This window comes from Nonomuraea glycinis, assembly GCF_014646515.1.
In the GTDB taxonomy this organism is placed as follows: Bacteria; Actinomycetota; Actinomycetes; order Streptosporangiales; family Streptosporangiaceae; genus Nonomuraea; species Nonomuraea glycinis.
The window spans coordinates 559,196-579,328 of the sequence record NZ_BMNK01000002.1; the positions used below are offsets into that span (position 1 = coordinate 559,196).

General features: G+C 70.3%; 23 protein-coding genes. 12 read left to right on the forward strand and 11 right to left on the reverse strand.

Annotated features, from left to right (window positions below):
- Positions 1–66: 66 nt before the first annotated feature.
- From trxA to IEY87_RS07905, 3 genes are read right to left on the reverse strand one after another with little or no spacing between them, the layout of a single operon-like run.
- A complete protein-coding gene (gene trxA, locus IEY87_RS07895) occupies positions 67–372 on the reverse strand; it encodes a thioredoxin (protein WP_189137811.1) in 306 nt (101 codons plus the stop codon).
- Complete coding sequence (locus IEY87_RS07900) at positions 369–743, reverse strand: MerR family transcriptional regulator (protein ID WP_189137812.1); 375 nt, start codon at positions 741–743, stop codon at positions 369–371. Before IEY87_RS07900 ends, trxA begins: the two co-directional genes overlap by 4 nt.
- A gap of 42 nt (positions 744–785) precedes the next feature.
- The gene (locus IEY87_RS07905; RefSeq protein ID WP_189137813.1) at positions 786–1,484 is read right to left on the reverse strand and encodes a class I SAM-dependent methyltransferase; all 699 of its coding nucleotides are present in this window, start codon (positions 1,482–1,484) and stop codon (positions 786–788) included.
- Positions 1,485–1,540: 56 nt separating this feature from the next.
- Here IEY87_RS07905 and IEY87_RS07910 point away from each other — a divergent pair, with 56 nt between their 5' ends.
- The 7 genes from IEY87_RS07910 to IEY87_RS07940 all read left to right on the forward strand — a co-directional run bounded on the left by IEY87_RS07910 (position 1,541) and on the right by IEY87_RS07940 (position 8,267).
- Entirely contained in the window at positions 1,541–2,350 is an 810-nt protein-coding gene (locus IEY87_RS07910; RefSeq protein ID WP_189137814.1) for a sugar phosphate isomerase/epimerase family protein, read from the forward strand.
- A gap of 11 nt (positions 2,351–2,361) precedes the next feature.
- Positions 2,362–3,120, forward strand: coding sequence for a class I SAM-dependent methyltransferase (locus tag IEY87_RS07915; protein ID WP_189137815.1), 759 nt, complete (start codon positions 2,362–2,364; stop codon positions 3,118–3,120).
- Positions 3,117–3,698, forward strand: coding sequence for a TetR/AcrR family transcriptional regulator (locus tag IEY87_RS07920; protein ID WP_189137816.1), 582 nt, complete (start codon positions 3,117–3,119; stop codon positions 3,696–3,698). The genes IEY87_RS07915 and IEY87_RS07920 overlap by 4 nt, the downstream gene beginning before the upstream one ends.
- A 159-nt stretch (positions 3,699–3,857) precedes the next feature.
- Positions 3,858–5,948: a (Fe-S)-binding protein gene (locus IEY87_RS07925; RefSeq protein WP_263651788.1), complete on the forward strand. Its 2,091-nt coding sequence runs from the start codon at positions 3,858–3,860 to the stop codon at positions 5,946–5,948.
- A 149-nt stretch (positions 5,949–6,097) separates the two neighbouring features.
- On the forward strand, positions 6,098–6,892 hold the full coding sequence (locus tag IEY87_RS07930; protein WP_189137818.1) for a hypothetical protein: 795 nt from the start codon (positions 6,098–6,100) through the stop codon (positions 6,890–6,892).
- Positions 6,889–7,956, forward strand: coding sequence for a glycosyltransferase (locus IEY87_RS07935; RefSeq protein ID WP_189137819.1), 1,068 nt, complete (start codon positions 6,889–6,891; stop codon positions 7,954–7,956). The genes IEY87_RS07930 and IEY87_RS07935 overlap by 4 nt, the downstream gene beginning before the upstream one ends.
- 29 nt (positions 7,957–7,985) lie before the next feature.
- Positions 7,986–8,267 carry a metal-sensitive transcriptional regulator gene (locus tag IEY87_RS07940; RefSeq protein ID WP_049560737.1) on the forward strand — a complete coding sequence of 94 codons (282 nt, stop codon included), beginning with the start codon at positions 7,986–7,988 and terminating at the stop codon, positions 8,265–8,267.
- Between the two features lie 528 nt (positions 8,268–8,795).
- Here IEY87_RS07940 and IEY87_RS07945 read toward each other — a convergent pair.
- Positions 8,796–10,241 carry a hypothetical protein gene (locus IEY87_RS07945; protein WP_225277188.1) on the reverse strand — a complete coding sequence of 482 codons (1,446 nt, stop codon included), beginning with the start codon at positions 10,239–10,241 and terminating at the stop codon, positions 8,796–8,798.
- A gap of 53 nt (positions 10,242–10,294) precedes the next feature.
- On the opposite strand from IEY87_RS07945, the gene IEY87_RS07950 reads away from it, so the two are divergent.
- Positions 10,295–11,197: a DUF1349 domain-containing protein gene (locus IEY87_RS07950; RefSeq protein WP_189137821.1), complete on the forward strand. Its 903-nt coding sequence runs from the start codon at positions 10,295–10,297 to the stop codon at positions 11,195–11,197.
- Here the strand turns inward: IEY87_RS07950 and IEY87_RS07955 are convergent.
- Complete coding sequence (locus IEY87_RS07955; RefSeq protein ID WP_189137822.1) at positions 11,169–11,690, reverse strand: gamma carbonic anhydrase family protein; 522 nt, start codon at positions 11,688–11,690, stop codon at positions 11,169–11,171. The two genes, IEY87_RS07950 and IEY87_RS07955, sit on opposite strands and share 29 nt — an antisense overlap.
- A gap of 150 nt (positions 11,691–11,840) precedes the next feature.
- On the opposite strand from IEY87_RS07955, the gene IEY87_RS07960 reads away from it, so the two are divergent.
- On the forward strand, positions 11,841–12,932 hold the full coding sequence (locus IEY87_RS07960) for a coiled-coil domain-containing protein (protein WP_189137823.1): 1,092 nt from the start codon (positions 11,841–11,843) through the stop codon (positions 12,930–12,932).
- A gap of 205 nt (positions 12,933–13,137) precedes the next feature.
- Here the strand turns inward: IEY87_RS07960 and IEY87_RS07965 are convergent, their stop codons facing one another.
- The 4 genes from IEY87_RS07965 to IEY87_RS07980 form a co-directional block, all read right to left on the reverse strand.
- Positions 13,138–13,377 carry a hypothetical protein gene (locus tag IEY87_RS07965; protein ID WP_189137824.1) on the reverse strand — a complete coding sequence of 80 codons (240 nt, stop codon included), beginning with the start codon at positions 13,375–13,377 and terminating at the stop codon, positions 13,138–13,140.
- A 116-nt stretch (positions 13,378–13,493) separates the two neighbouring features.
- Positions 13,494–14,246, reverse strand: a complete 753-nt coding sequence (locus IEY87_RS07970; protein WP_189137825.1) for a GntR family transcriptional regulator — start codon at positions 14,244–14,246, stop codon at positions 13,494–13,496.
- Positions 14,247–14,397: 151 nt separating this feature from the next.
- Positions 14,398–14,862, reverse strand: a complete 465-nt coding sequence (locus tag IEY87_RS07975) for a VanZ family protein (protein ID WP_225277097.1) — start codon at positions 14,860–14,862, stop codon at positions 14,398–14,400.
- Between the two features lie 127 nt (positions 14,863–14,989).
- Positions 14,990–15,688 carry a dienelactone hydrolase family protein gene (locus tag IEY87_RS07980; protein ID WP_189137827.1) on the reverse strand — a complete coding sequence of 233 codons (699 nt, stop codon included), beginning with the start codon at positions 15,686–15,688 and terminating at the stop codon, positions 14,990–14,992.
- 152 nt (positions 15,689–15,840) lie between these two features.
- Here IEY87_RS07980 and kynU point away from each other — a divergent pair, with 152 nt between their 5' ends.
- Together kynU and IEY87_RS07990 are read left to right on the forward strand one after the other, a co-directional pair.
- A complete protein-coding gene (kynU, locus tag IEY87_RS07985; protein ID WP_189137828.1) occupies positions 15,841–17,046 on the forward strand; it encodes a kynureninase in 1,206 nt (401 codons plus the stop codon).
- 211 nt (positions 17,047–17,257) lie between these two features.
- Complete coding sequence (locus IEY87_RS07990; RefSeq protein WP_189137829.1) at positions 17,258–17,863, forward strand: LysE family translocator; 606 nt, start codon at positions 17,258–17,260, stop codon at positions 17,861–17,863.
- On the opposite strand, the gene IEY87_RS07995 is transcribed toward IEY87_RS07990, so the two are convergent.
- Together IEY87_RS07995 and IEY87_RS08000 are read right to left on the reverse strand one after the other, a co-directional pair.
- Complete coding sequence (locus IEY87_RS07995) at positions 17,843–18,217, reverse strand: MmcQ/YjbR family DNA-binding protein (RefSeq protein WP_189137830.1); 375 nt, start codon at positions 18,215–18,217, stop codon at positions 17,843–17,845. The two genes, IEY87_RS07990 and IEY87_RS07995, sit on opposite strands and share 21 nt — an antisense overlap.
- 9 nt (positions 18,218–18,226) lie before the next feature.
- On the reverse strand, positions 18,227–19,261 hold the full coding sequence (locus IEY87_RS08000) for a DUF2293 domain-containing protein (protein ID WP_225277096.1): 1,035 nt from the start codon (positions 19,259–19,261) through the stop codon (positions 18,227–18,229).
- 73 nt (positions 19,262–19,334) lie between these two features.
- Between IEY87_RS08000 and IEY87_RS08005 the strand changes: the two genes are divergently transcribed.
- The coding region (locus tag IEY87_RS08005; protein WP_189137832.1) for an FKBP-type peptidyl-prolyl cis-trans isomerase at positions 19,335–20,133 on the forward strand (799 nt) is incomplete at its 3' end.

Below are 20,133 nucleotides of genomic sequence, written 5' to 3' on the forward strand. Positions count from 1 at the left end.
ACGCTAGGGCGCGGCCTGGCCGGGCGGATCAACCCAGGGGAGGACTTCGAGGGTAAACCCAAGGGCTTAGGACAGGCCCAGATCGTTGACGAGCATGCGCTTGGGCTTGGCGCCCATGACCTGCTTGACCGGCTCGCCGCCGTCGAACAGCAGCAGCGTCGGCAGGCCCAGGATGCCGTAGCGGGCCATCAGCTCCGGGTGCTCGTCGGTGTTGAGCTTGCCGACCGTCAGGCCGTACTCGGCCTCGATCTCCTCCAGGACGGGGGCGATCATGCGGCAGGGCGGGCACCACTCCGCCCAGAAGTCGACGAGCACCGGCTTGTCCGCCTTGAGGACCTGCTCGTGGAAGTTGTCGGTAGTCAGCGTGATCATGTCTCTCCTCGTACGAAGCAGCCGGGGCACGACTCGGCGAGCTGGGCGGTGACCTCGGCGCGCCGGGCCAGCAGCACGCGGATCTCCTGGTCGATCTGGGTCAGCTTGCGCTGGTAGACCGCGATGGACTCGGGGCACGACCCACCGCTGCTGTGCCCCGAACGCAGGCAGTGCACGAACGGGCGCGTGTCCTCCAGCGTGAATCCCACCGACAGCAGGGCGCGGATCTCCGACACCAGCCGGACGTCCTGCTCGGAGTAGTGGCGGTAGCCGTTGGCCCCCCGCCGTGCGCTGAGCAGCCCGTGCTGCTCGTAGTAGCGGAGTGAGCGGGTGCTCACCCCGGTCCGTTCGGCCAGCTCTCCGATGCGCATGGGTTCACGTTAAACGTTGACACCGACGTCAAGGTCAAGCCCTCAGAAGTGCCGCCAGCGCAGCACGTTCGGGTAGGGCAGCTCCAGGCCCGGCGTCTCGGCGATGGCCCGCTCGGCGACCTCGGGCGAGAACTCGATCCGCAGCACCGCCTCCAGGTCGGCCCTGCTCTGGAAGGCCATCCGCAGGTCGAGCGGCTGCCGCTGCCAGCCCTGACGGACCCAGAAGTCCTCCACGGCGGTGGCGGAGTAGGTGGGCAGGGTGTGGCTGAACCACCGGCCGAACGCGCCGCGGGTGGCGTCCAGGTCGACGACGAAGGCCGCGCCGCCGCGCCGTACGACGCGGGACAGCTCGCGCAGTCCCGGCTCGCAGCCGGGACCGAAGAAGTACGCCCAGCGCGCGACGGCGACGTCCACCGAGGCGTCCGGGACCGGCAGGTCCTGGGCGGTGGCGGCGTGCACCTCGACGTTCGGCAGGCCCGCGCAGCGGCGCCGGGCCAGGGTCACCAGGTCGCCGTGCGGCTCCACGCCGATCACCGTGGCCGCCCGCGCCGCGTAGCCGGGCAGGTGGAAGCCGGTGCCGCAGCCGATGTCGAGCACGTTCGCGCCGTCCCAGGAGCGCAGCGCGCGCATGGCCGCGCCGGCCGCGTCCTCGGGGTCGACGGCCCGGTTCTCCAGCTCGTACACCTGGGGGGTGTGCCAGATGTTCGGGCTGGGAATTGCGCCTCTGGCGATCCTGGGCATGCGACAACCGTAGGCCAGGCGCGCCATATCCGGTCATCCGGCTTAGGCTGGGTCGCGTGGCTGATGTCATCCGCGTGCCCAATGCGAAGATCGCATTGTCCACTGCTTCGGTATATCCGGAACGCACTCCCGATGCGTTCGAGCTGGCCGCCCGGCTGGGTTACGACGGTGTCGAGATCATGGTCGGCGCCGACCCGGTGAGCCAGGACATCGACGTGATCGAACGGCTTTCCGATCACTACGAGATTCCCGTCCTGGCCATCCACGCGCCCTGTCTGCTCGTCACCCAGCGGGTCTGGGGGCGCGATCCGTGGGCCAAGCTGGTCAAGGCCCAGAAAGCCGCCGAGCGGCTCGGCGCGTCCACCGTCGTGGTGCACCCGCCGTTCCGCTGGCAGCGCGACTACGCCCGTGACTTCGAGACGGGCCTGGCCCGCATGCGCGACGAGACCGCGGTGACCTTCGCGGTCGAGAACATGTTCCCGCTGCGGGCCAGAGGCAACGACGTCGTCCCCTACTCCCCTGGGTGGGACCCGGTCGACTTCGACTTCCCGCAGGTCACGCTCGACCTGTCGCACACCGCCGTGTCCGGCTCGGACGCCATGGAGATGGCCACCAAGCTGGGCGACCGGCTGGCGCACCTGCACCTGGCCGACGGCCTCGGCGTGACCAACAAGGACGAGCACCTGGTGCCCGGCAGGGGCAACCAGCCGTGCGCCGCCATCCTGCAGCGCCTGGCGGGCAACGGTTACAGCGGCCTGGTCGTCCTGGAGATCAACACCCGCAAGGCGGCCGGTCGCACCGAGCGGATCGACGACCTGGCGGAGGCGCTGGCCTTCGCCCGGCTCTACCTGGCGACCTCCCCATGAGTGTGGGGCCGATGAGAGGGCTGGGCCGGGTGTTCGACAGCGTCGCCGACGCCTACGACGCGGGCCGGCCCACCTATCCCGACGAGCTCTACCGGGCGCTGTCGGAGGTGTCGGGCGTCGGGCTCGACGGCGCGACGGCGGTGGACGTCGGCGCCGGCACGGGCATCCTGACGCACGCCCTGCGGGCCCGCGGGTCACAGGTCATCGCGGTGGACCCGGGCGCGGAGATGCTGGCCAAGCTGCGCTCGCGCGCCGCCGGACAGGCGCCCGCCGCCGTCGCGGCGGTGCTGGCCGACGGCAACGCGCTCCCTCTCGCCGGCGGGGTCGCCGATCTGGTGACGTACGCCCAGTCCTGGCACTGGCTCGACCCGGTGGCCTCCATCGCCGAGGCCCGGCGGGTGCTGCGGCCGGGCGGGGCCATCGCCGGCTGCTGGAACCTCACCCACGCCGCCCAGGCCGAGTGGCTGGCCGCCTACGAGCGGCGCCTGGCGGGCAGCTGTCCCGGCTACTGGGGGCAGGCGCTGGAGGAGTGGTCGGTGCCGCCGATCGCGGCGGCGATGGAGCTGGTCGAGGAGCGCTGGATCCCGTGGACCAGGCTGGTCACGATCGAGGACTTCCTGGTGGACCTGCGCTCGCACTCCTTCATGGCGGTGCTGTCGCCTGAGGTGGCCGACGAGCTGATCGGGCGGGAGCGGGCGGAGCTGGCGCGTGAGTTCCCGGGGGGCGTGCTGTCGGTGCCGATGCGGGTCTATCTGGCGGTGGGCCGGTGACGGTCAAGCGGCGGCCCGGGCGCAGGCCCGGTTCGGCGGACACGCGTGGGGAGATTCTCAGCGCGGCCAGGAAGGTGTTCGCGGAGAAGGGGTTCGACAAGGCGACGGTGCGCGGCATCGCCCGTGAGGCGCAGGTCGATCCGGCCCTGGTGCACCACTACTTTGACACCAAGGACCGGATGTTCACCGAGGCGATGCGGCTGCCGGTCACGCCGGAGCTGGTGATCCCGACGCTGCTCGACGGCCCGCGCGAGGAGCTCGGCCGCAGGCTGGTCACGATGATATTGACGGTGACCGCCGAGGCGGAGACACGCGAGCCGATGATCGCGCTGATCCGGTCGGCGATGACCAACGAGCAGGCCGCGCAGATGTTCAAGGAGTTCGTCACCAGGGCTCTGCTGAGCCGGGTGGCGGAGGAGCTCGGCGTGCCGCACCTGCGGATCGAGGCGGCCTTCGCGCAGATGTTCGGCGTGCTGATGGCCCGTTACGTGCTCAGGCTCGAGCCGATGGCCAGCGCGGATCCGGAGGAACTGATCGATCTGCTGGCCCCGACGATCCAGCGCTATTTCGTCGAGTAGAGCATTGTTCCGGTGGTGAGGGTAACCATAAGGTGAGAGGCGTTACCCCGGTGTTGTTACCCATGAGTAGGATCCGGGGTGAGGCCAGGTCAGTACGCTGGCAGCGACATCGTCTGTGGGAGGACCCCCGTGCTCTGGGTTGCCATCATCGGACTCGTGATGACCGTTCTGGCGGTGGCCGTCGCGGGCCGCAGGATGTTGTTCCTATTCAAGCTCGCGACAGTGGGTCCACCGGCGCCCGAACGGGTCGACTATGCCAGGACCCATCTGGGCGCCGAGCTCAAGGCGCAGCTGGTCGAGGTGTTCGGGCAGAAGAAGCTGCTCAAGTGGACCCCGTCCGGCATCGCGCACTTTTTCGTCATGTGGGCGTTCTTCATCCTGCTGACGGTCTACATCGAGGCGTACGGCGCGATCGTCCAGGGGGCGATCACCGGCACGCCGGACTTCCACATCCCGCTCATCGGCACCTGGGCGGTGCTCGGCTTCCTGCAGGACTTCATCGCGGTCGCCTGCCTGCTCGGCCTGGTCGCCTTCGCGATCATCCGGGTGAAGAACTCGCCCAAGACGCTGGGCCGCGACTCCCGCTTCTCCGGCTCGCACCTGAGCGGGGCCTGGCTCGTCCTGTTCATGATCTTCAACATCATCTGGACGCTCTTCCTGGCCAGAGGCGCCGCGTCGGCCAACGGCAACCTTCCCTACACCTCGGGCGCCTTCGTCTCGATCCCGCTGGGCAACGCGCTGCCGCAGAGCGCGCTGCTGGAGGAGATCGCGCTGCTCCTGCACATCGGCTTCATGCTGGTGTTCCTGGTCATCGTGGTCTACTCCAAGCACCTGCACATCTTCACCGCGCCGCTCAACATCGCCTTCTCCCGCCGGCCCGACGCGCTGGGCGGGGCCGTCGAGATGCGCGTCGACGGCAAGCCGGTCGACTTCGAGGACGAGGACCTGGACCCGGAGCGGCTGGGCCGCGGCAAGATCGGGGACACCACCTGGAAGGGCTTCCTCGACTTCTACTCCTGCACCGAGTGCGGCCGCTGCCAGTCGCAGTGCCCGGCCTGGAACACCGACAAGCCGCTGTCGCCCAAGATGCTCATCCTCGACCAGCGTGACCACGCCTTCAAGGTCGCCCCCTACCTCATGGCGGCCGCCGCCGGGGTCAAGCCCGAGGACAACCCGCACGCCGGCACCGACGTGCTGGCGCTGCTGGAGAAGCCGCTGGTCGGCGAGGAGGGCGTGATCCACCCCGACGTGCTCTGGGCGTGCACCAACTGTGGCGCCTGCGTCGAGCAGTGCCCGGTGGACATCGAGCACATCGACCACATCCTCGACATGCGCCGCTACCAGGTGATGGTCGAGTCGTCGTTCCCGTCGGAGGCGGGAGTGATGGTGAAGAACCTGGAGAACAAGGGCAACCCGTGGGGCATGTCCGAGATGAAGCGCGCCGACTGGATCGAGGAGCTGGACTTCGAGGTCGAGCTCGTCGACGAGAAGATGCCCGAGGACGCCGAATACCTCTTCTGGGTCGGCTGCGCGGGCGCGCTGGAGGACCGGGCGAAGAAGACCACCAAGGCCGTCGCCGAGCTCCTGCACATCGCCGGCGTGAAGTTCGCGGTGCTGGGCCCGATGGAGGCGTGCACCGGCGACCCGGCCCGCCGGCTGGGCATGGAATACCTGTTCAACATGCTCGCCCAGCAGAACATCGAGACGCTGAACGACGCGGGCGTCAAGAAGATCGTCGCCACCTGCCCGCACTGCTTCAACACCCTGGCCAACGAATATCCCCAGCTGGGCGGCACCTACGAGGTCGTGCACCACACCCAGCTGCTGTCGAAGCTGGTCGACGAGGGGCTGCTCACCCCGATCACGCCGATCGAGGAGAAGATCACCTACCACGACCCGTGCTTCCTCGGCCGCCACAACAAGGTCTACTCCCAGCCCCGCGACATCATGTCCAAGGTGCCCGGGGTGCAGACCCAGGAGATGCACCGGCACAAGGACCGCGGCTTCTGCTGCGGCGCCGGCGGCGCGCGGATGTGGATGGAGGAGCGCATCGGCAAGCGGATCAACACCGAGCGGGTGGACGAGGCGCTGACCACGAACCCGGACACGGTCTCCACCGCCTGCCCCTTCTGCATGGTGATGCTCGGCGACGCGATCAACGAGAAGAAGGGCACCGGCGAGGCCAAGGAGTCGCTGGAGGTCGTGGACGTCGCCCAGCTTTTGATCAAATCGGTCAAGAGCTCTTCCTGACGGAGAAAAGTCGGACTCCTCCACAGGTCTTGTGGAGGAGTTCCGCACGTCAAGTGGCTCCACGGCAGGAAATTTGCCATCCACATAACGGGAAAATCACGGTAACCTCAACGTCGCATGGCTCTATTCGACGGGGAGGGGGGCTCGTGATGAGCGTCGTTGTCACAGACGCGGAAGTCACCCTGGCAGACGTACTCTCCTTGAGGCTGGCCATGCAGGAGCCGCTGCGCAGCGGGACCGAGCTGGTGCTCAGGCATCGCACCTCGGGGGTCGAGCGCGGGGTGCTGCTCGGCACGCCGGGGGCGGTGGCCCGCGAGGCCACCCTGGCGGTGTCGCTCGCGCCGCTGCTGCTCAGCGCCGGGCGCTGGGACGCCTATCTGCGCCGGGGCGGCAAGCGGATGCGGCTGCGCACCATCGATCCGGGCTTCTCGCTCGACCACCTCGACGCCTACGCCCTGTGCGAACGCACGCTGTCCTACCGCTCCTACCGCACCCGCAACGGCTACCTGGCACTCAAGATCGACGAGGCCGATCCGGTGGCGGAGGTCCGCGCGATCTGGTTCAGGGAGGGCCGCTTCGAGGTGACGGGCCTGCTCGCCTACACCGGGCTCGACGACGACGACTCACGCCACGAGGCCGTGCTGTCGCTGCATCGCAGACAGACGGGCGCGCACGTCACGTCCAACGCGACCGTGCAGGGCGTGCGCTTCCACGCCGCGGTCTCGCTGGTGGACGTGCTCGCGGCCGACCCGGAGGCGGCCGGCACCTGGGAGCCGTCGCTGGAGGTGGCCGGGGTCCCCGCGCCGCTGCGGCTCGGCGGCTGGCTGGACGACGTGGACGGCAAGCGCCGCCGGCTGCACTACCCCTCGGCCAGGGTCGACGGCGTGCCCATCAGACCCTCCTACACCGCCGACGACGAGCTGCGCATCGAGGTGGGCGGGTGAAGATCAGCCTGCTGCTCTCCTCCGCGTACGGCATGCGCGGCGACGTGCGTTCCTCCCTGAATCTCGCCACGGCGCTCTCGCAGCGGCACGAGGTCGAGGTGATCAGCCTCAGACGGCCGAAGGAGAAGCCCTTCTTCCCCGTCGGGCCGAACGTCACCATGCGCACGGTCATCGACACCAGGCCGGGCGTCCGCCACCTGTTCCCCAAGGGGCAGGTGCGCACCGAGGTGGCGCTGTGGCGGGTGCTGCGCAATCTCAAGTGCGACGTGCTCATCACCACCCGGCCAGGATTAAGTGTCCAGTCGGCCAGGCACGCTCCCCGGGAAGTGCTGCGGATCGCCCGAGAGTGGGGCCGCCCGGCCGTTCCGGGGCCGGTCAAGCGGCTCTACCCCCGGCTCGACGCGGTCGTCACCGCCACCGAGTCGGCGCAGGAGGAGTGGACCAGGCTGCTGGACGGCGGCCCGGCCGTGCACGCCGTGCCCGACGCCCTCCCGAGCGCCCCCTGGCCGCGCTCGCGGATGGACAACCGGATCGTGGCGGCGGGCGGCAGATGGGTGCCGGCGAAGGCCTACGACCGTCTGGTCAGGGCCTTCGCGATCGTCGCGGACAAGCGCCCCGACTGGCGGCTGAGGCTGTACGGCGGCGGCTCGGAGGAGCGGCGGCTGCGCTCCCTGGTCGCCGAGCTGGACCTGCACAACCACGTCTACTTCATGGGCACCACCCCCGACCTGGCCGGCGAGTTCGCCAAGTCGTCGATCGTGGCCAACACCTCGCACAGCGCCGATCTCGGCATGACCGTCCTGGAGGCCATGGGCTGCGGGGTGCCGGTGGTGGCGTACGAGGGGGCGAGGGGGCCCGCGGAGTACGTCGCGACCGGCTACAACGGCGTGCTCGTGCCGGAGGGCGGCGTGGAGCTCGAACTGTTCGCGGCGGCGCTGCTGGCGCTGATCGACGACGAGCGCAGGCGTCGCTCCCTGGCCGCCGGCGCGCTGGACACCGCGATCCGGCACGCGGCCGACGAGGTGGGCGAGCAGTGGGAGAAGCTGATCGCCGACCTCCGGTGAGCGATACCGGTAGCGGGTACCTTAGGACCATGCATGGGTACAGCGGAGACAAGCAGGCCTATCTGACGCGGCTCAGGCGGATCGAGGGCCAGATCAGGGGCCTGCAGCGGATGGTCGACGACGACGCCTACTGCATCGACGTGCTCACCCAGGTCTCCGCGGCCACCAGGGCGCTGCAGGCGGTGGCGCTCGGGCTGCTGGAGGAGCACATCTCGCACTGCGTGGCCGACGCCATCGCCACCGGTGGACCGGAGGCCGACGCGAAGGTCAAGGAGGCCTCGGCCGCCATCGCGCGGCTCGTCCGCTCGTAGCCGTCGGCAAAGGTCTCGTAAAGGACGCGTAGCGGAGTGGTGGAGTGGATTCGCGGGAGCTTGATCACGCGATTGACTAGTTATGCTGAACCACTCCTGGCGACCATTGTCCCGGACCCCTTGAGGAGTCCGGGACCGGTCTAGTGATCGTCTTCAGCGGCTCGCCGAAGTCCGCAATCCGAGCGCGTCGTCGAGCTCGTCCAAGGTCAACCGCCGCTCGCTTACTGCTACGGCGGTGAGCACCTCGGCGTAAAGCGCAATCTCGTCCAACGCGACACGGTCGTGGACCCGAGAGTCCAGGTCATTGTGCCCCACCGCGTCGTCCTTCCTTCCGCAGCCCACACCCACTTCGAGGTTACGGCGCGGGACCTTCCGGCGACATGGCCCATCGGAGTCATTCCTTCCGCCGTCACCTGGTCCCCATGAGGATCATTTCCCGAATCCGAGATCACAATTCAGCTAATGGCCCGTTGCTGAAGCGTTAGAACGATATAGCCGGAGTTAGGGTGAAATAACGGTATTAGTGGTTTAGATGGGGCTGTCGTCGCGTTCGTGGATTAGCCGCTGCACCAGCGCCGCAGACCCCGCGAACCCGCGCTCCGGCACCCGTGCCCCGGAAACCCCGCTCCATGCCAGCCCGACGGCGTACGCGGCCCCCAGCACCGCCGCAGCCCCGGCCCGATCCGCCGGCAACACCCCGCCCGCCGCTCCCTCTCCGGCGCGCGTGAGCCCCGGCCCCTCAAACCCCGATCCTGTACGCGAGTCGCCCGGCAACCCCGTGAAATGCTCCCGAGGCCCTGTACGCGAGTCGCCCGGCCCTGTGTGCGGACCCGTCGACGGAAAGCGCGGGCCAGGCATCACCGGAAACCCGTCAGGCTCGGTCCGTTCGCTCGCCGAGGTGCTGGTGAGCCCCGCGCGGCGCAAGTCGTCGTAGGCGTGTCTGAGCCGGTGGTCGAGCCGGGCGGGCAGCGTGCCCCGGGAGTCCGACAGGTCGGCCAGGTAGGTGGCGGCGGCGCGTGCCGGATCGGGGGCGAAGGCCAGCGCCTCGACCAGGTCGTAGACGGTGTGCGACAGATGAGCCTCCGGGTCGGTCTCCGCCAGCACCGCTCTGGCGAGCCGCGGCGGGCAGCGTCGCAGCCACGCCCGGCGCAGGGCGTCGTCGTCCCGCAGGGCCGCCTCGTCGTCCAGCTCTGGACGCTTGAGCACGGGCTCGACCATCGTCAGCAGCGCGAGAGCACGCGGCCTGAAGCGGCTGTCCCACAGCAGGATGTGCGCGGCGTCACCGATCAGCGCGGCCAGGCGCAGCGCGGTGCGCGGATGACCGGCACGCCGGCGCTCGGCGACGAGGGTGACCAGGTCGACCAGCGGCGGGGCCGGCAGCCAGCGCACCCACTCGTCGCCCGGCAGCGGCTTGCGCAGGAACTCGCCGAACATGGTGAGCAGCCGCTCGTTGCCGTCGAAGGCCGGCGCGTAGGCGCACCACATGATGGTGCCCCACACCGCGGCGACCGTGCTCGGCACGTCCCGGGCGAAGATGTCGCCGAAGGAGGTGAGCGGGTAGTCCAGCTCGGGCTTGCGGCAGTTGGCGCGCAGCAGCTCCCGCATCTGCTCGCACAGCTTGACGGACACGTCGGGGCCGACGAACGCCTGGGTGGAGCCGGGCTCGGCGGCGAAGTCCGGCCCGCTGGGGATGACGCCCGCGGGCAGCGCGGACGTGTGGTGCCCCTCCTGCCGCGCCCGCAGGCGTCTGGGCGGCGGGGCGAGGTGCCAGCGGCCGTCGGCCGGATCGTGCAGGTGCCAGCGCGCGTGCGCGCCGAACAGCCACCTGTCGCCGTCGCGCGTCACCAGGGTCCTGGCGGCGATGAGGTGGGCGCGATCGGGCTCGGGCAGCGTCCGCCAGCGCGCGTCGGAGACCATCGAGCGGACCTCCGCCTCGGCGGCATCGAACGCGTTCCAGGGGCGCACGGCGGCCATCGTACTGGGCGTACTCGGATCGCTCATGGGGATAACACGGCAGAATGTCCGCCATGAGGGTGAATAAGGCGTGGATGGTGGCGGCCGTGGGCTTACTCGCCGGGTGCGGGACGGCGACGCCGCTGCAGCCGCCGCCCGACGTGGCAGGCGTGCTGACCCTGGCCGCGGCCACGCCGCCCGACCCTGGAGGCGAGGTGGGCGGCGCCTCCACGGAGTTCGACGCCGCCACCGACCTGTCCATGTGGAAGAAGCTCAGCGCCACGGAGAAGGACGTGGACCGGATCGCGAAACTCGACGTCGACAAGACCGCCAAGGGCGCGATGTACCTGGAGCCCAAGACTTCGGCGTGGTTCGACGGCTTCCGCGGCCCGTTCGTCTACCAGGATCTCGCCGGGGACATCGTCATGCACGCCAGGGTCAAGGTCGAGGGCAAGAAGGGTGGCCGGCCCAAGCGCAAGTTCTCCATCGGCGGCCTGATGGCCAGGGAGCCCAACACCTACGCCGCCCCGCACTGGATGGCCATCGCGACCGGCACGACCGACAAGGCCGGCCAGTTGGAGGTGAAACTCACCACGAAGGGCAGCAGCAAACCCAAGGAGTCAGCGGTCGAGTCCGAGTGGGTGGACCTCGTCCTGGCCAGGCTCGGCAGGGTCGCCGTAGCCCTGTACAAGGAGGACGGCGGCACCTGGAAGATCGGCAACCGCTGGGAGTCGGACTTTCCCGAGGTGCTGCAGTGGGGGGTCAGCGCCTACACGGACTGGGACAGCTACAGCACCCTCAAGAAGGACGCGACCAAGGGCAACGCCAAGCAGGTCAAGGGGCTGCCGGACCTGAAGATGACCGTGGACTTCGTCCGGTTCCTGCGGCCGAGCCTGCCCGATTACGCCGACCCGCTCAACACCGCCTCGGTGCCGGACGAGGTGCTGATCAAATTGGTGACGCCTGCCGGTGTCTGATCGCCTTGGCCTGGTAGCGGTCCGCTGTGTGGGCGAAGGCGGCCCGGTCGTCGTCGGTGAGCTCACGCACGATCTTGCCGGGCACCCCGGCGACCAGCACGCCGGCCGGGATGCGCTTGCCGGGGCCGACCAGGGCTCCGGCGGCGACCAGGGTGCCCGCGCCGATGCGCGCGCCGCCGAGCACGATCGCGCCGATGCCGATCAGCGCGCCCGTCTCCACGTGGGCCCCGTGCACCATGGCCTTGTGGCCCAGGCTGACCCGCGACTCCAGGATCGTGGGCTCACCCGGGTCAGAGTGCAGGCAGCTCAGATCCTGTACGTTGCATTCCTCCCCCACCTCGATCCGCTCGTCGTCACCCCTGAGAACGGAGCCGTACCAGATGCTGGATGCCCGGCCCACGGAGACCCTGCCCACCACGACGGCTCCGGGAGCCACGTAAGCCTCGGGATGAATGTCCGGGACTGCCCCGTTGTTCAATGCAGCGATGTACATCTGCCCCATAGTAATTCCCGCCCTGGGTCTGGCGTTCCGGTTGCGGACGTGGGCAGATGGCAGGAAAGTCGATTCTTGACGTCTCGTCGTCAGACCCTCACAACCCGCAGTTTTCTTCCCCCGCCTCACGCAAACCCTTAGGTAACCCCCATGACAAACCGGCACGACAGCATTCCCGATCTGATGCAGGACGACACCTTCGAAGTCGTGATGCGCGGCTACAACCGCCGCCAGGTCCACGACTACATGATCCGTACCCGTAACCAGGTCAGGGACCTGGAGGAGCGGCTGGCGCGGGCGATCGACCAGGCCGAGCAGGGCCGGATCGAGCTGGCGGAGGCCAGGCGGCAGATAGCCGAGGTGCCGCAGAACTTCAATCCGAGCACCCGCCTGGAGCAGATACTCAAGCTCGGCCAGGAAGAGGCCCTGGCGATGCGCGAGGAGGCGGAGGCCGAGACCGGCGCCCTGCGCGAGTCCGCGAAGAACGAGTCGGAGCGGCTCATGGCCTCGGCGCGCGAGACCGCGGACAAGATCCTCACCTCGGCTCAGGCGGAGGCCGAGCGGCGGGTGAGCGAGGCCACGCAGGCGGCTGAGAGCATGCTGGCGCAGGCCGGTTCCGACGCCGAGGAGGCGCGCAGCGCCGCCCGCATGGAGTCGGAGACCCGGGTGCGCGAGGCGCACGCGGAGGCCGAGCGCCTGGTATCGGAGGCCACCAGCGAGGCGGAGCGGCTGGTGTCGACCGCTACGTCCGAGGCCGAGCAGATGGTGGCGCAGGCCCGCGCCGAGGCGGAGCAGACGATCGCGAGCGCGCGGGGTGAGGCCGAGCGGACGGTCGGGTCCGCCCGTGAGGAGGCCGAGTCCGCGCTGACGGCGGCGCAGCAGCGGGTGACCTCGCTGGACGAGCACGCCGGCCGCCGGGTGGAATATCTGACCAACACGCACAGCGAGGTCGTGCGGCGGCTGAACGAGGTCAGCGCCGTGCTCAGCGACCTCATGCGCGACGAGGCCGCGGCGGGCGCGCTGGTGCCGGACCAGCCCCAGACGCCCGCGCCGCAGGACGACGTGCGGGTCATCGTCAAGGACGAGCAGCAGGAGCAGGGTGACGACCGGCCCCAGGAGGCACCGGCCGAGGGCCGTGCCTCTGAGGGCCGTGTCCCAGAGGGTCGTGAGGGCCGCGCCTCGGAGAGCCGTGTCTCCGAGGACACGGACGTGAACATCGGCCGCCTGCAGCTGCGCCAGTAGCCGCAGGACGACGAAGGCCCCGCCGTTCGGCGGGGCCTTTCGCCGTCCAGGGGCCGGGTGGAAGCCTCCGCCCCCGATCGGGTCGGAGGCTTCCACGTACGCATCCCCTGGGAGATCGTTGGTGGCCCGGTGCCGGAGCCGCCGATTGCTGAACCCGGCACCGGGCTGCTCATGGACGGTGGACCGGGGAACGGTCCACCGCGTGCTACGGAGGGGCCGAGCCGGCCCTCCACTCGGGCCCGCCCGTCCGCCTCTCCTGGTCCCGGAGCTGCTTGCGCAGGTCGTCCGGGTCGTCCGCGTCGATGGTCATCGCACATCCGGCGGCGCACTGCTCGTCGTCGAGCGGATGGTGACGAGTGGCCCACCACCGCCCGGCGTCGCTCCGCCAGATGGTCCATTTGGAGTGCTCTCGGGCGATTTCGGCTAGATGCCGGTCAAAGGTCATCTGGTCAACCTTCCGAGGGGACCCTGTGCGAGGTTCCATCTCTTACGAAGGTGCGCCACTTCTCTAGAGACGTCAATTATCGAAGGGGACAGGTCCGCCTATCGCCGTGCAAAGGCTCAGGCGTCGAAGTCGTACTGGAGGACATACGCGGAGGCGTCCAGGACCATCTCGTTGAGCTCGATGGGCCGGCCGCCCGCGGTGTAGGCGGTGCGGTCGATGACGATGACGGGGGTGCCGCCCGGCAGGCCGAGCAGCGTGCACTCGCGGGGACCGGGCATGCGGGCGCGTACTTCCTCGGTGAAGTGGGCGGGTGGCAGGCCGAGGTCGCTCAGGCGGGCGTAGACGCCGCCAGGTCCGGTCTCGACGGCCGTGACCGCGCTGCCTTCGACCTGGTCGGCGGGGAAGTAGGAGGTGGAGAGCTGGACGGGGCGGGCGTCGACGGAGTAGCGCCGCCTGCGTACCCAGACCTCACGGCTGTCCAGCACGCCGGCGATGGCGTCGGTGGCCTGCTCGCGCACCACCTCCACCTCGTCCACGGTGAACGGGCGGCCGCGGGTGTCGGCGTCCCAGATCGAACGTCCCTGACCCCATTGGGTCCGTGCCAGGCGGCGGGAGCCGTGCCTGCGGATCGGCTTGAACAGTCGCACATAGACCCCCGAGCCCCGCTTCGGCACCGCCAGCCCCTCGTTGATCAGGACGCTGAGCGCCTGCCTGGCGGTGGCCCGTGCGACCGCGTAGTCGGCCATGAGCGTGTTCTCGCCCGGTAGCCGGTCCCCGTCGCGCAGTTCGCCGGACAGGATCCGAGAGCGGAGGCTGTCGGCGATGCGTCGATAGATGGGGGGCTCGTGGGGTACCGGGGATTCAGACACAGATGATCACCCTCTGTCACCAAGCGCGTTTGGCGTCTCCAGAGAACTTGCCCCGTCATGTCCACGATTGCACAGATGCAGAGGTTGGTCCCACGCTTCTTTTGAGAGGTGTGTGCCCGTGTGTCGAGAAGCCAGGATTTTCTGTCGACCGCTACCTCGCCTGCCTGCTGACCGGTATCCGTCTCGCCCACCAGCGGCGAGTAACCAACGCCGCCAGCACGGCCCCCATGGTGTTGATCAGCACGTCGTCCGCGGAGGAGAACCTGCCGAGGCGCAGGACGTACTGGAGGGTCTCCAGGACGATCGAGGCGGTGGCCGCGACGGCGGCGACGCGGGCCGCGCTCGCCCAGCGCGGGCTGCGGACAGGCAGCAGCGCGCCGAGGGCGGCGAACACCAGGAGATTGCCTCCGACCTGCACGAGGACGGTCTGCGAGGACTCGGTGGCGACCCAGCCGAGGTCCTGAGCGGGCCACAGACTGATGCCCTCCTGGCCGCTCCCCGGGGTGAGGATCATCCAGATCCAGGGGGCGGTGCCGACCACGATCCCGACGTCGGCCAGGGCCGTTCGCACCGCGGCGGGGTGGCCGCGGCGGGCCCGGTGGCGGGCGAGCAGCAAGATTGCCAGGATGCCCACAAGTGCTGCAATGACGGCAGCAATAATGACGTTTCCCCATAAATCCCACGTACGCGTCACGGGCCCATGATTGCGGGTCCCGCACCGCTACGGGAAGCTGTCCACGCGGCTAGGTGGGCAGGTGCTCGGTCAGGAACGCCATCGCCACTCCCCAGGCCCGCTCGGCGGCCGCCGGATCGCGGAACATCGGCGCCTCGTTGAGGAAGGCGTGCCCGGCCTCCTCCTCGATGTGCGTACGCACGTTCGGCCTGCCCTCGGCGGCCCGCTCCACCAGGGCGACCCGCGCCCGCGAGATGTACGGGTCGCTGCCGCCGAAGACCAGCAGGAGCGGCGAGTCGATCCGTTCCGTCAGCCCGGCCGCCTCGGGCACGGCCGAGCCGTAGAACGACAGCACGGCGGCCTGCTCGATCTGCGTGGCCAGCATGAAGGCGATCGAGCCGCCCAGGCAGAACCCGAGTGAGCCCGTCCCGCCCGTGACCTCGGTGAGCCCACGCAGGTGGGCCATGGCGAGCGCGCAGTCGGCCACTCCCTGCGGGAGGTCGAAGCCGGTGGCCAGCTCCAGCGAGGCGGCCAGCCCCGCCTCGTCGGGCTCGGCCTGCCAGCCCGGCCGCAGCCGCCAGAACAGGTCCGGCGCGGCCACGACGTAGCCGTCCCCCGCGAGCCGCTCGGCGACCCTCCTGAGCTGCGGGCCCACGCCGAAGAGCTCTTGGATGAGCAGGATCCCGGGGCCACGGCCGGCCTCCGGCAGCCAGAGGTGGACGTCGAAGGAGCCGTCATGTGCCGTGACTTCGTCGATACGAGTGCGCATGCTGTCAAGCATGGCGAACGGGGGCCGGGTCGCGCGGCAGCGGCCTGGCGCGGCGCGCAGGTCGCCGGTCGCCGGTCGCCCGTCGCCGAGGGAGCGAAGGGTGCAATTCATCCCTGGAACTACCAAAATGGTGCGAAGACGCCACTGAAGGAGTGACTCAGGTGCTGGATCGCGACCGCTGCATCGCCCTGGACGCCGAAGACCCGTTGCGGGACTTCAGGCACGAGTTCACCATGACCGAAGGCGTCATCTACCTGGTCGGCAACTCGCTCGGCGCGCTGCCGAGGCGGACTCCCGAGCGGGTGCGGCAGGCGGTGGAGGAGGAGTGGGGCGGCCGGCTCGTCGGCGGCTGGAACACCGCCGGCTGGTACGACCTGCCGCTGACCGTGGGGGACCGGATCGCGCCCCTCATCGGCGTGGGCCCCGGCCAGGTCGTCGCGGGCAACTCCACCTCCATCGCGATCCACCAGGCGGTGGCGGCGGCGCTCAAGCTGCGCCCCGGCCGGCGGGTGATCGTCTCCGACGTGCGGAACTTCCCGACCGACCACTACATGGTCCAGGGGCTCGCCGGTGCGCTCGGCGGCTACGAGATCCGCGACTTCGCCGAGGGCAGGTTCGACGACGCGGCCGTGGTGCTGCTGTCGGAGGTCGACTACCGCACCAGCGAGCGGCACGACGTGGCCGAGGTGACCGCCCGGGTGCAGGCGGCGGGGGCGCTGATGATCTGGGACGTGTGCCACAGCGTCGGCGCGCTCCAGGTGGACGTCTCGGCCGCTGACTTCGCGGTGGGATGTACGTACAAGTATCTGAACGCGGGACCGGGGGCGCCGGCCTTCCTCTACGTCAACCCGCGCCATCACGCCGACGCGCGGAACGACCTGTCCGGCTGGCACTCGCACGCCGAGCCGTTCGCGTTCGAGGCCGACTACCGGCCCGCCGAGGGGATCAGGCGGTTCGCGGTGAGCACGCCGCACGTGCTGTCGTTCGCGGCGCTGCAGGCGGCGCTCGACGTGTGGGAGCGGGTGCCGCTCGACCTGCTGCGCGCCAAGAGCGTGGCGCTGGGCTCGCTCCTCGTCGACCTGGTCGGCGACGCGCTGGAGCTCGCCTCGCCCGCCGACGCGGAGCGGCGCGGCAGCCACGTCAGCTTCCGGCACCCCGACGGCTATCCGGTGATGCGGGCGCTGATCGACCGGGGCGTGCACGGCGACTTCCGCGCCCCCGACATCCTGCGCTTCGGGCTCGCCCCGCTCTACACCCGCTACGTGGACGTGTACGACGCCGCCGGCACGCTGCTGGAGGTGCTGGACAAGGAGCACTGGCGGGACGAGAAGTACACCCAGCGACTGGCGGTCACCTGAGCACATGAGGTGGCTCGCGGTCACCTGAGCACGTGAGGTGGCTCGCGGTCACCTGAGCGCATGAGGCACACCCGGCGGCCGGCGGTCACCGGCGCCAGGTACCCTTTGACAGTGCCCACAAGGCACCTTCACTGTTCGCCCGCGTCACCGTGCGGCCTGCGCACGAGCGGGTTCGGCGGGAGCGCGCGCTCGGCTCTGGGAGACCCCCGCCATGCTGCTGACCTTCGTGGTCACCACCCTCGTGATGATCATGATTCCCGGCCCCGACGCGGCCCTGATCATGCGTAGTTCCCTCGCCCACGGCCGGATGGCCGGACTGCTGACCATGCTCGGCGGCCTGCTCGGCCTGTCCGTGCACGCCGCGGCCGCCGCGATCGGCCTGTCGGCCCTGCTGGTGGCCTCGCCCGCCGCGTTCACCGTCGTCCGCGCGCTCGGCGTCTGCTATCTGCTCTGGCTGGGCGTACACGCCCTGCTGGCCGGGCCCGCCAAGGCCGACCGGCCGCCCGTGGCGGCGCCGGGCGGCTCCGCGCTCGGGCACGTGCGCAGGGGACTGCTGTCCAACCTGCTCAACCCCAAGGTCCTGCTGCTGTTCGTGACGTGGCTGCCGCAGTTTCTGCCGGCGCACGGCGACGCCCTGGGCAGCGCGCTGCTGCTGTCGGCCATCGTCGCCCTGCTGTACGCGCTCTGGTTCAGCCTCTACAACCTGATCGTGGACCGGGCGGGCACGCTGCTGCGCACCCCGCGTATCCGCGCCAGGATCGAGCGCGTCACCGGCGTGCTGCTGGTCGGCTTCGCGCTACGGCTGGCCGTCCAATAGCTTGATCGCCCGTTTCGGGGCGATAGCCCGGTAGCTCTCCTCCACCCAGTCGAGCAGCACTTCGGTCTCCGGCAGCTCGGCCAGGAACGGCACGGTCACCCAGCCGGCCTTGCCGAGCCCGTAGCCGCTCGGCGCCGCCCCCTCGACCGTCAGCGCGTGGCCGTGCGTCTGCGACAGGAGCTTCACCCCGAAGGTCGGGTCCCACTTGTCGGTCTGCTCGTCGATGCCGAGAAACAGGAAGACCTTCTTGTTGACCTTGATGACCGTCTCACCCCACGGGTGGTCCTCGTGGGTCTCGGGCAGCCCGAGCGCGAACGCGCGGAGCTCTTCGCGTACGTCGTGCCAGTCACTCATGCCAGGACGCTACCGCCACTCGGCCAGCTTGCGGTCGATCGCGTCCCTGATCCGCTCGCGCGCTTCCGTCCGGGGCACGCCCGCCATGAGCAGCCGGTCGTAGTCGGTGTCGAGGTGCCTGACGGAGGCGACCACCGCCAGCGTGATCGCGTTCTCGTCGAGCGCCCTGGCGGCGGCCGTGCGGCCCACCCGGCCGCTGCCGCGCAGCCCGGCGTGCTCGGCGATCTCCTGGGCCCGCTCCGGCGGGCAGCCGGGGAACAGCCGGGCGATCCGCGCCGCCATCGTCGCCTGGTATTCGACGTCCTGCTCGGCCCGGCGCACCGTGTCGCGCTCACGGCGGCGCAGCCGCGCGTCCTCGTCGGCCAGGCAGCGCTCCTCGGCCCGGATCAGGGCCGCCTCCTCCACCAGCAGGCCGTGCCGCTGATAGACCTTGCGCCGCCGGTTGTAGCGCACCACCACCGCCGCCAGGCCGCTCTCCTGCTTGGCCCGGCGGCTCAGCGCCGCGTTGCCCGCCGGCAGGAACACCAGATGGTCCAGATCCGCGCAGGTCAGGCAGTACGCGTCGGCATCCTCCATGATCAGGAAGGGGCCGGTGTCGGCGCAGGAGGCACACGCCCAGGTCTCCAGCGGGGCCACGACCACCAGGTCCGGCGCCTTGCTCTGCCGCTCCACCAGCCGCTTGGCCCGCGCCTCGCTCAGCTCGGGAGACAGCCAGTGCACCTGAAACGCCTCCTGCTCGGGCCGCGTCGTGAAGCGCAGCGGGCTGCGATCCCGGCTGCCGGACACGTACGGCGTCGGCACCGGACGCAGGCCCTTGGCCCGCGCCCAGTCCCGCAGCAGCGCGGCCGTCGTCACCAGGCGGTCCTCGTCGACCGCCGCGAGCTCGGCGAGCGTGGCGGCGCGGCCCTGGCGCCAGAGGTCGACATGGCGCGAACGCAGCCAGCGCAGGCCCGTCACCACATCGATGAACGTCACGTACTTGTGGTCGGTCAGCGCGATCTCGGCTGCCTCGGCGACCCTGCGGGCGAGGTTCGGCTTGCTCACGCCCCTCAGTGTGCCGCCCCTTTGTCGGCCGGTGGGCATCCCTTGTGCCGATCGCGGCAAGGAAGCGTGCGTCGTGGTTCTGCTTCCGGGGGGATTCGTGCGCCTGCTCTGGCCTGCCGTACTCGTGCTCGTCACGTCCTGCGGAGTGACGGAGGGCGGGACGATGCCCCTGGTGACCGGCACGTTCGGCACCAGGCCGGTCGTCTCCGTCCCCCGTGGCGCACCCGGGCGCATGCCCAGGATGGCGGTGCTCAGCGTCGGGAGCGGACGCCGCACCATGCCCGGCGACGTGGTGCTGGCCGACGTCGAGATCCTCAAGTGGACGGACAACAGCCCCCAGCTGAGCACCTACGACGCCAACCAGCCCATCACGGTCGTCTTCGACGGACGGCACGTCCAGGAAACCTGGCACCAGGCTCTCATCGGGCAGCCGGCGGGCAGCCGGGTGCTGCTGGTCGGCCCCGCCGCGCAGGTGCTCGGGCCCGGCATGGAGCTCGCCGAGGTGGGGGCGGCGGAGCCGCTGGTGGTCGTCCTCGACATCCTCGGCGGCTACCCGCCGGACGCCCGCCTGGTCGGCCGGCCGCTGCCCGTCGTGCCCGCCGACCTGACGCCCATGACCCCGCCCCGCACCCTGATCGACGGTTCGGGCGCCGAGGTGCGGGCCGGGGCCAAGGTCATCGTGCAGTACGTGGCGGCCGCGTGGCCCTCACGCGCGGCGGTGGACTCCTCCTACCGCCGGGGTGGCCCGAGCGCCTTCAGGCTCGTGCCGGGGGCCGTGCCGCCCGGCTGGGTGACCGGGCTGGAGGGCCGGCGTGTGGGGGCCCGCGTCACCGTCGGCTCGCCCACCAGCGGGTACCCGGACGCTGTGGGCG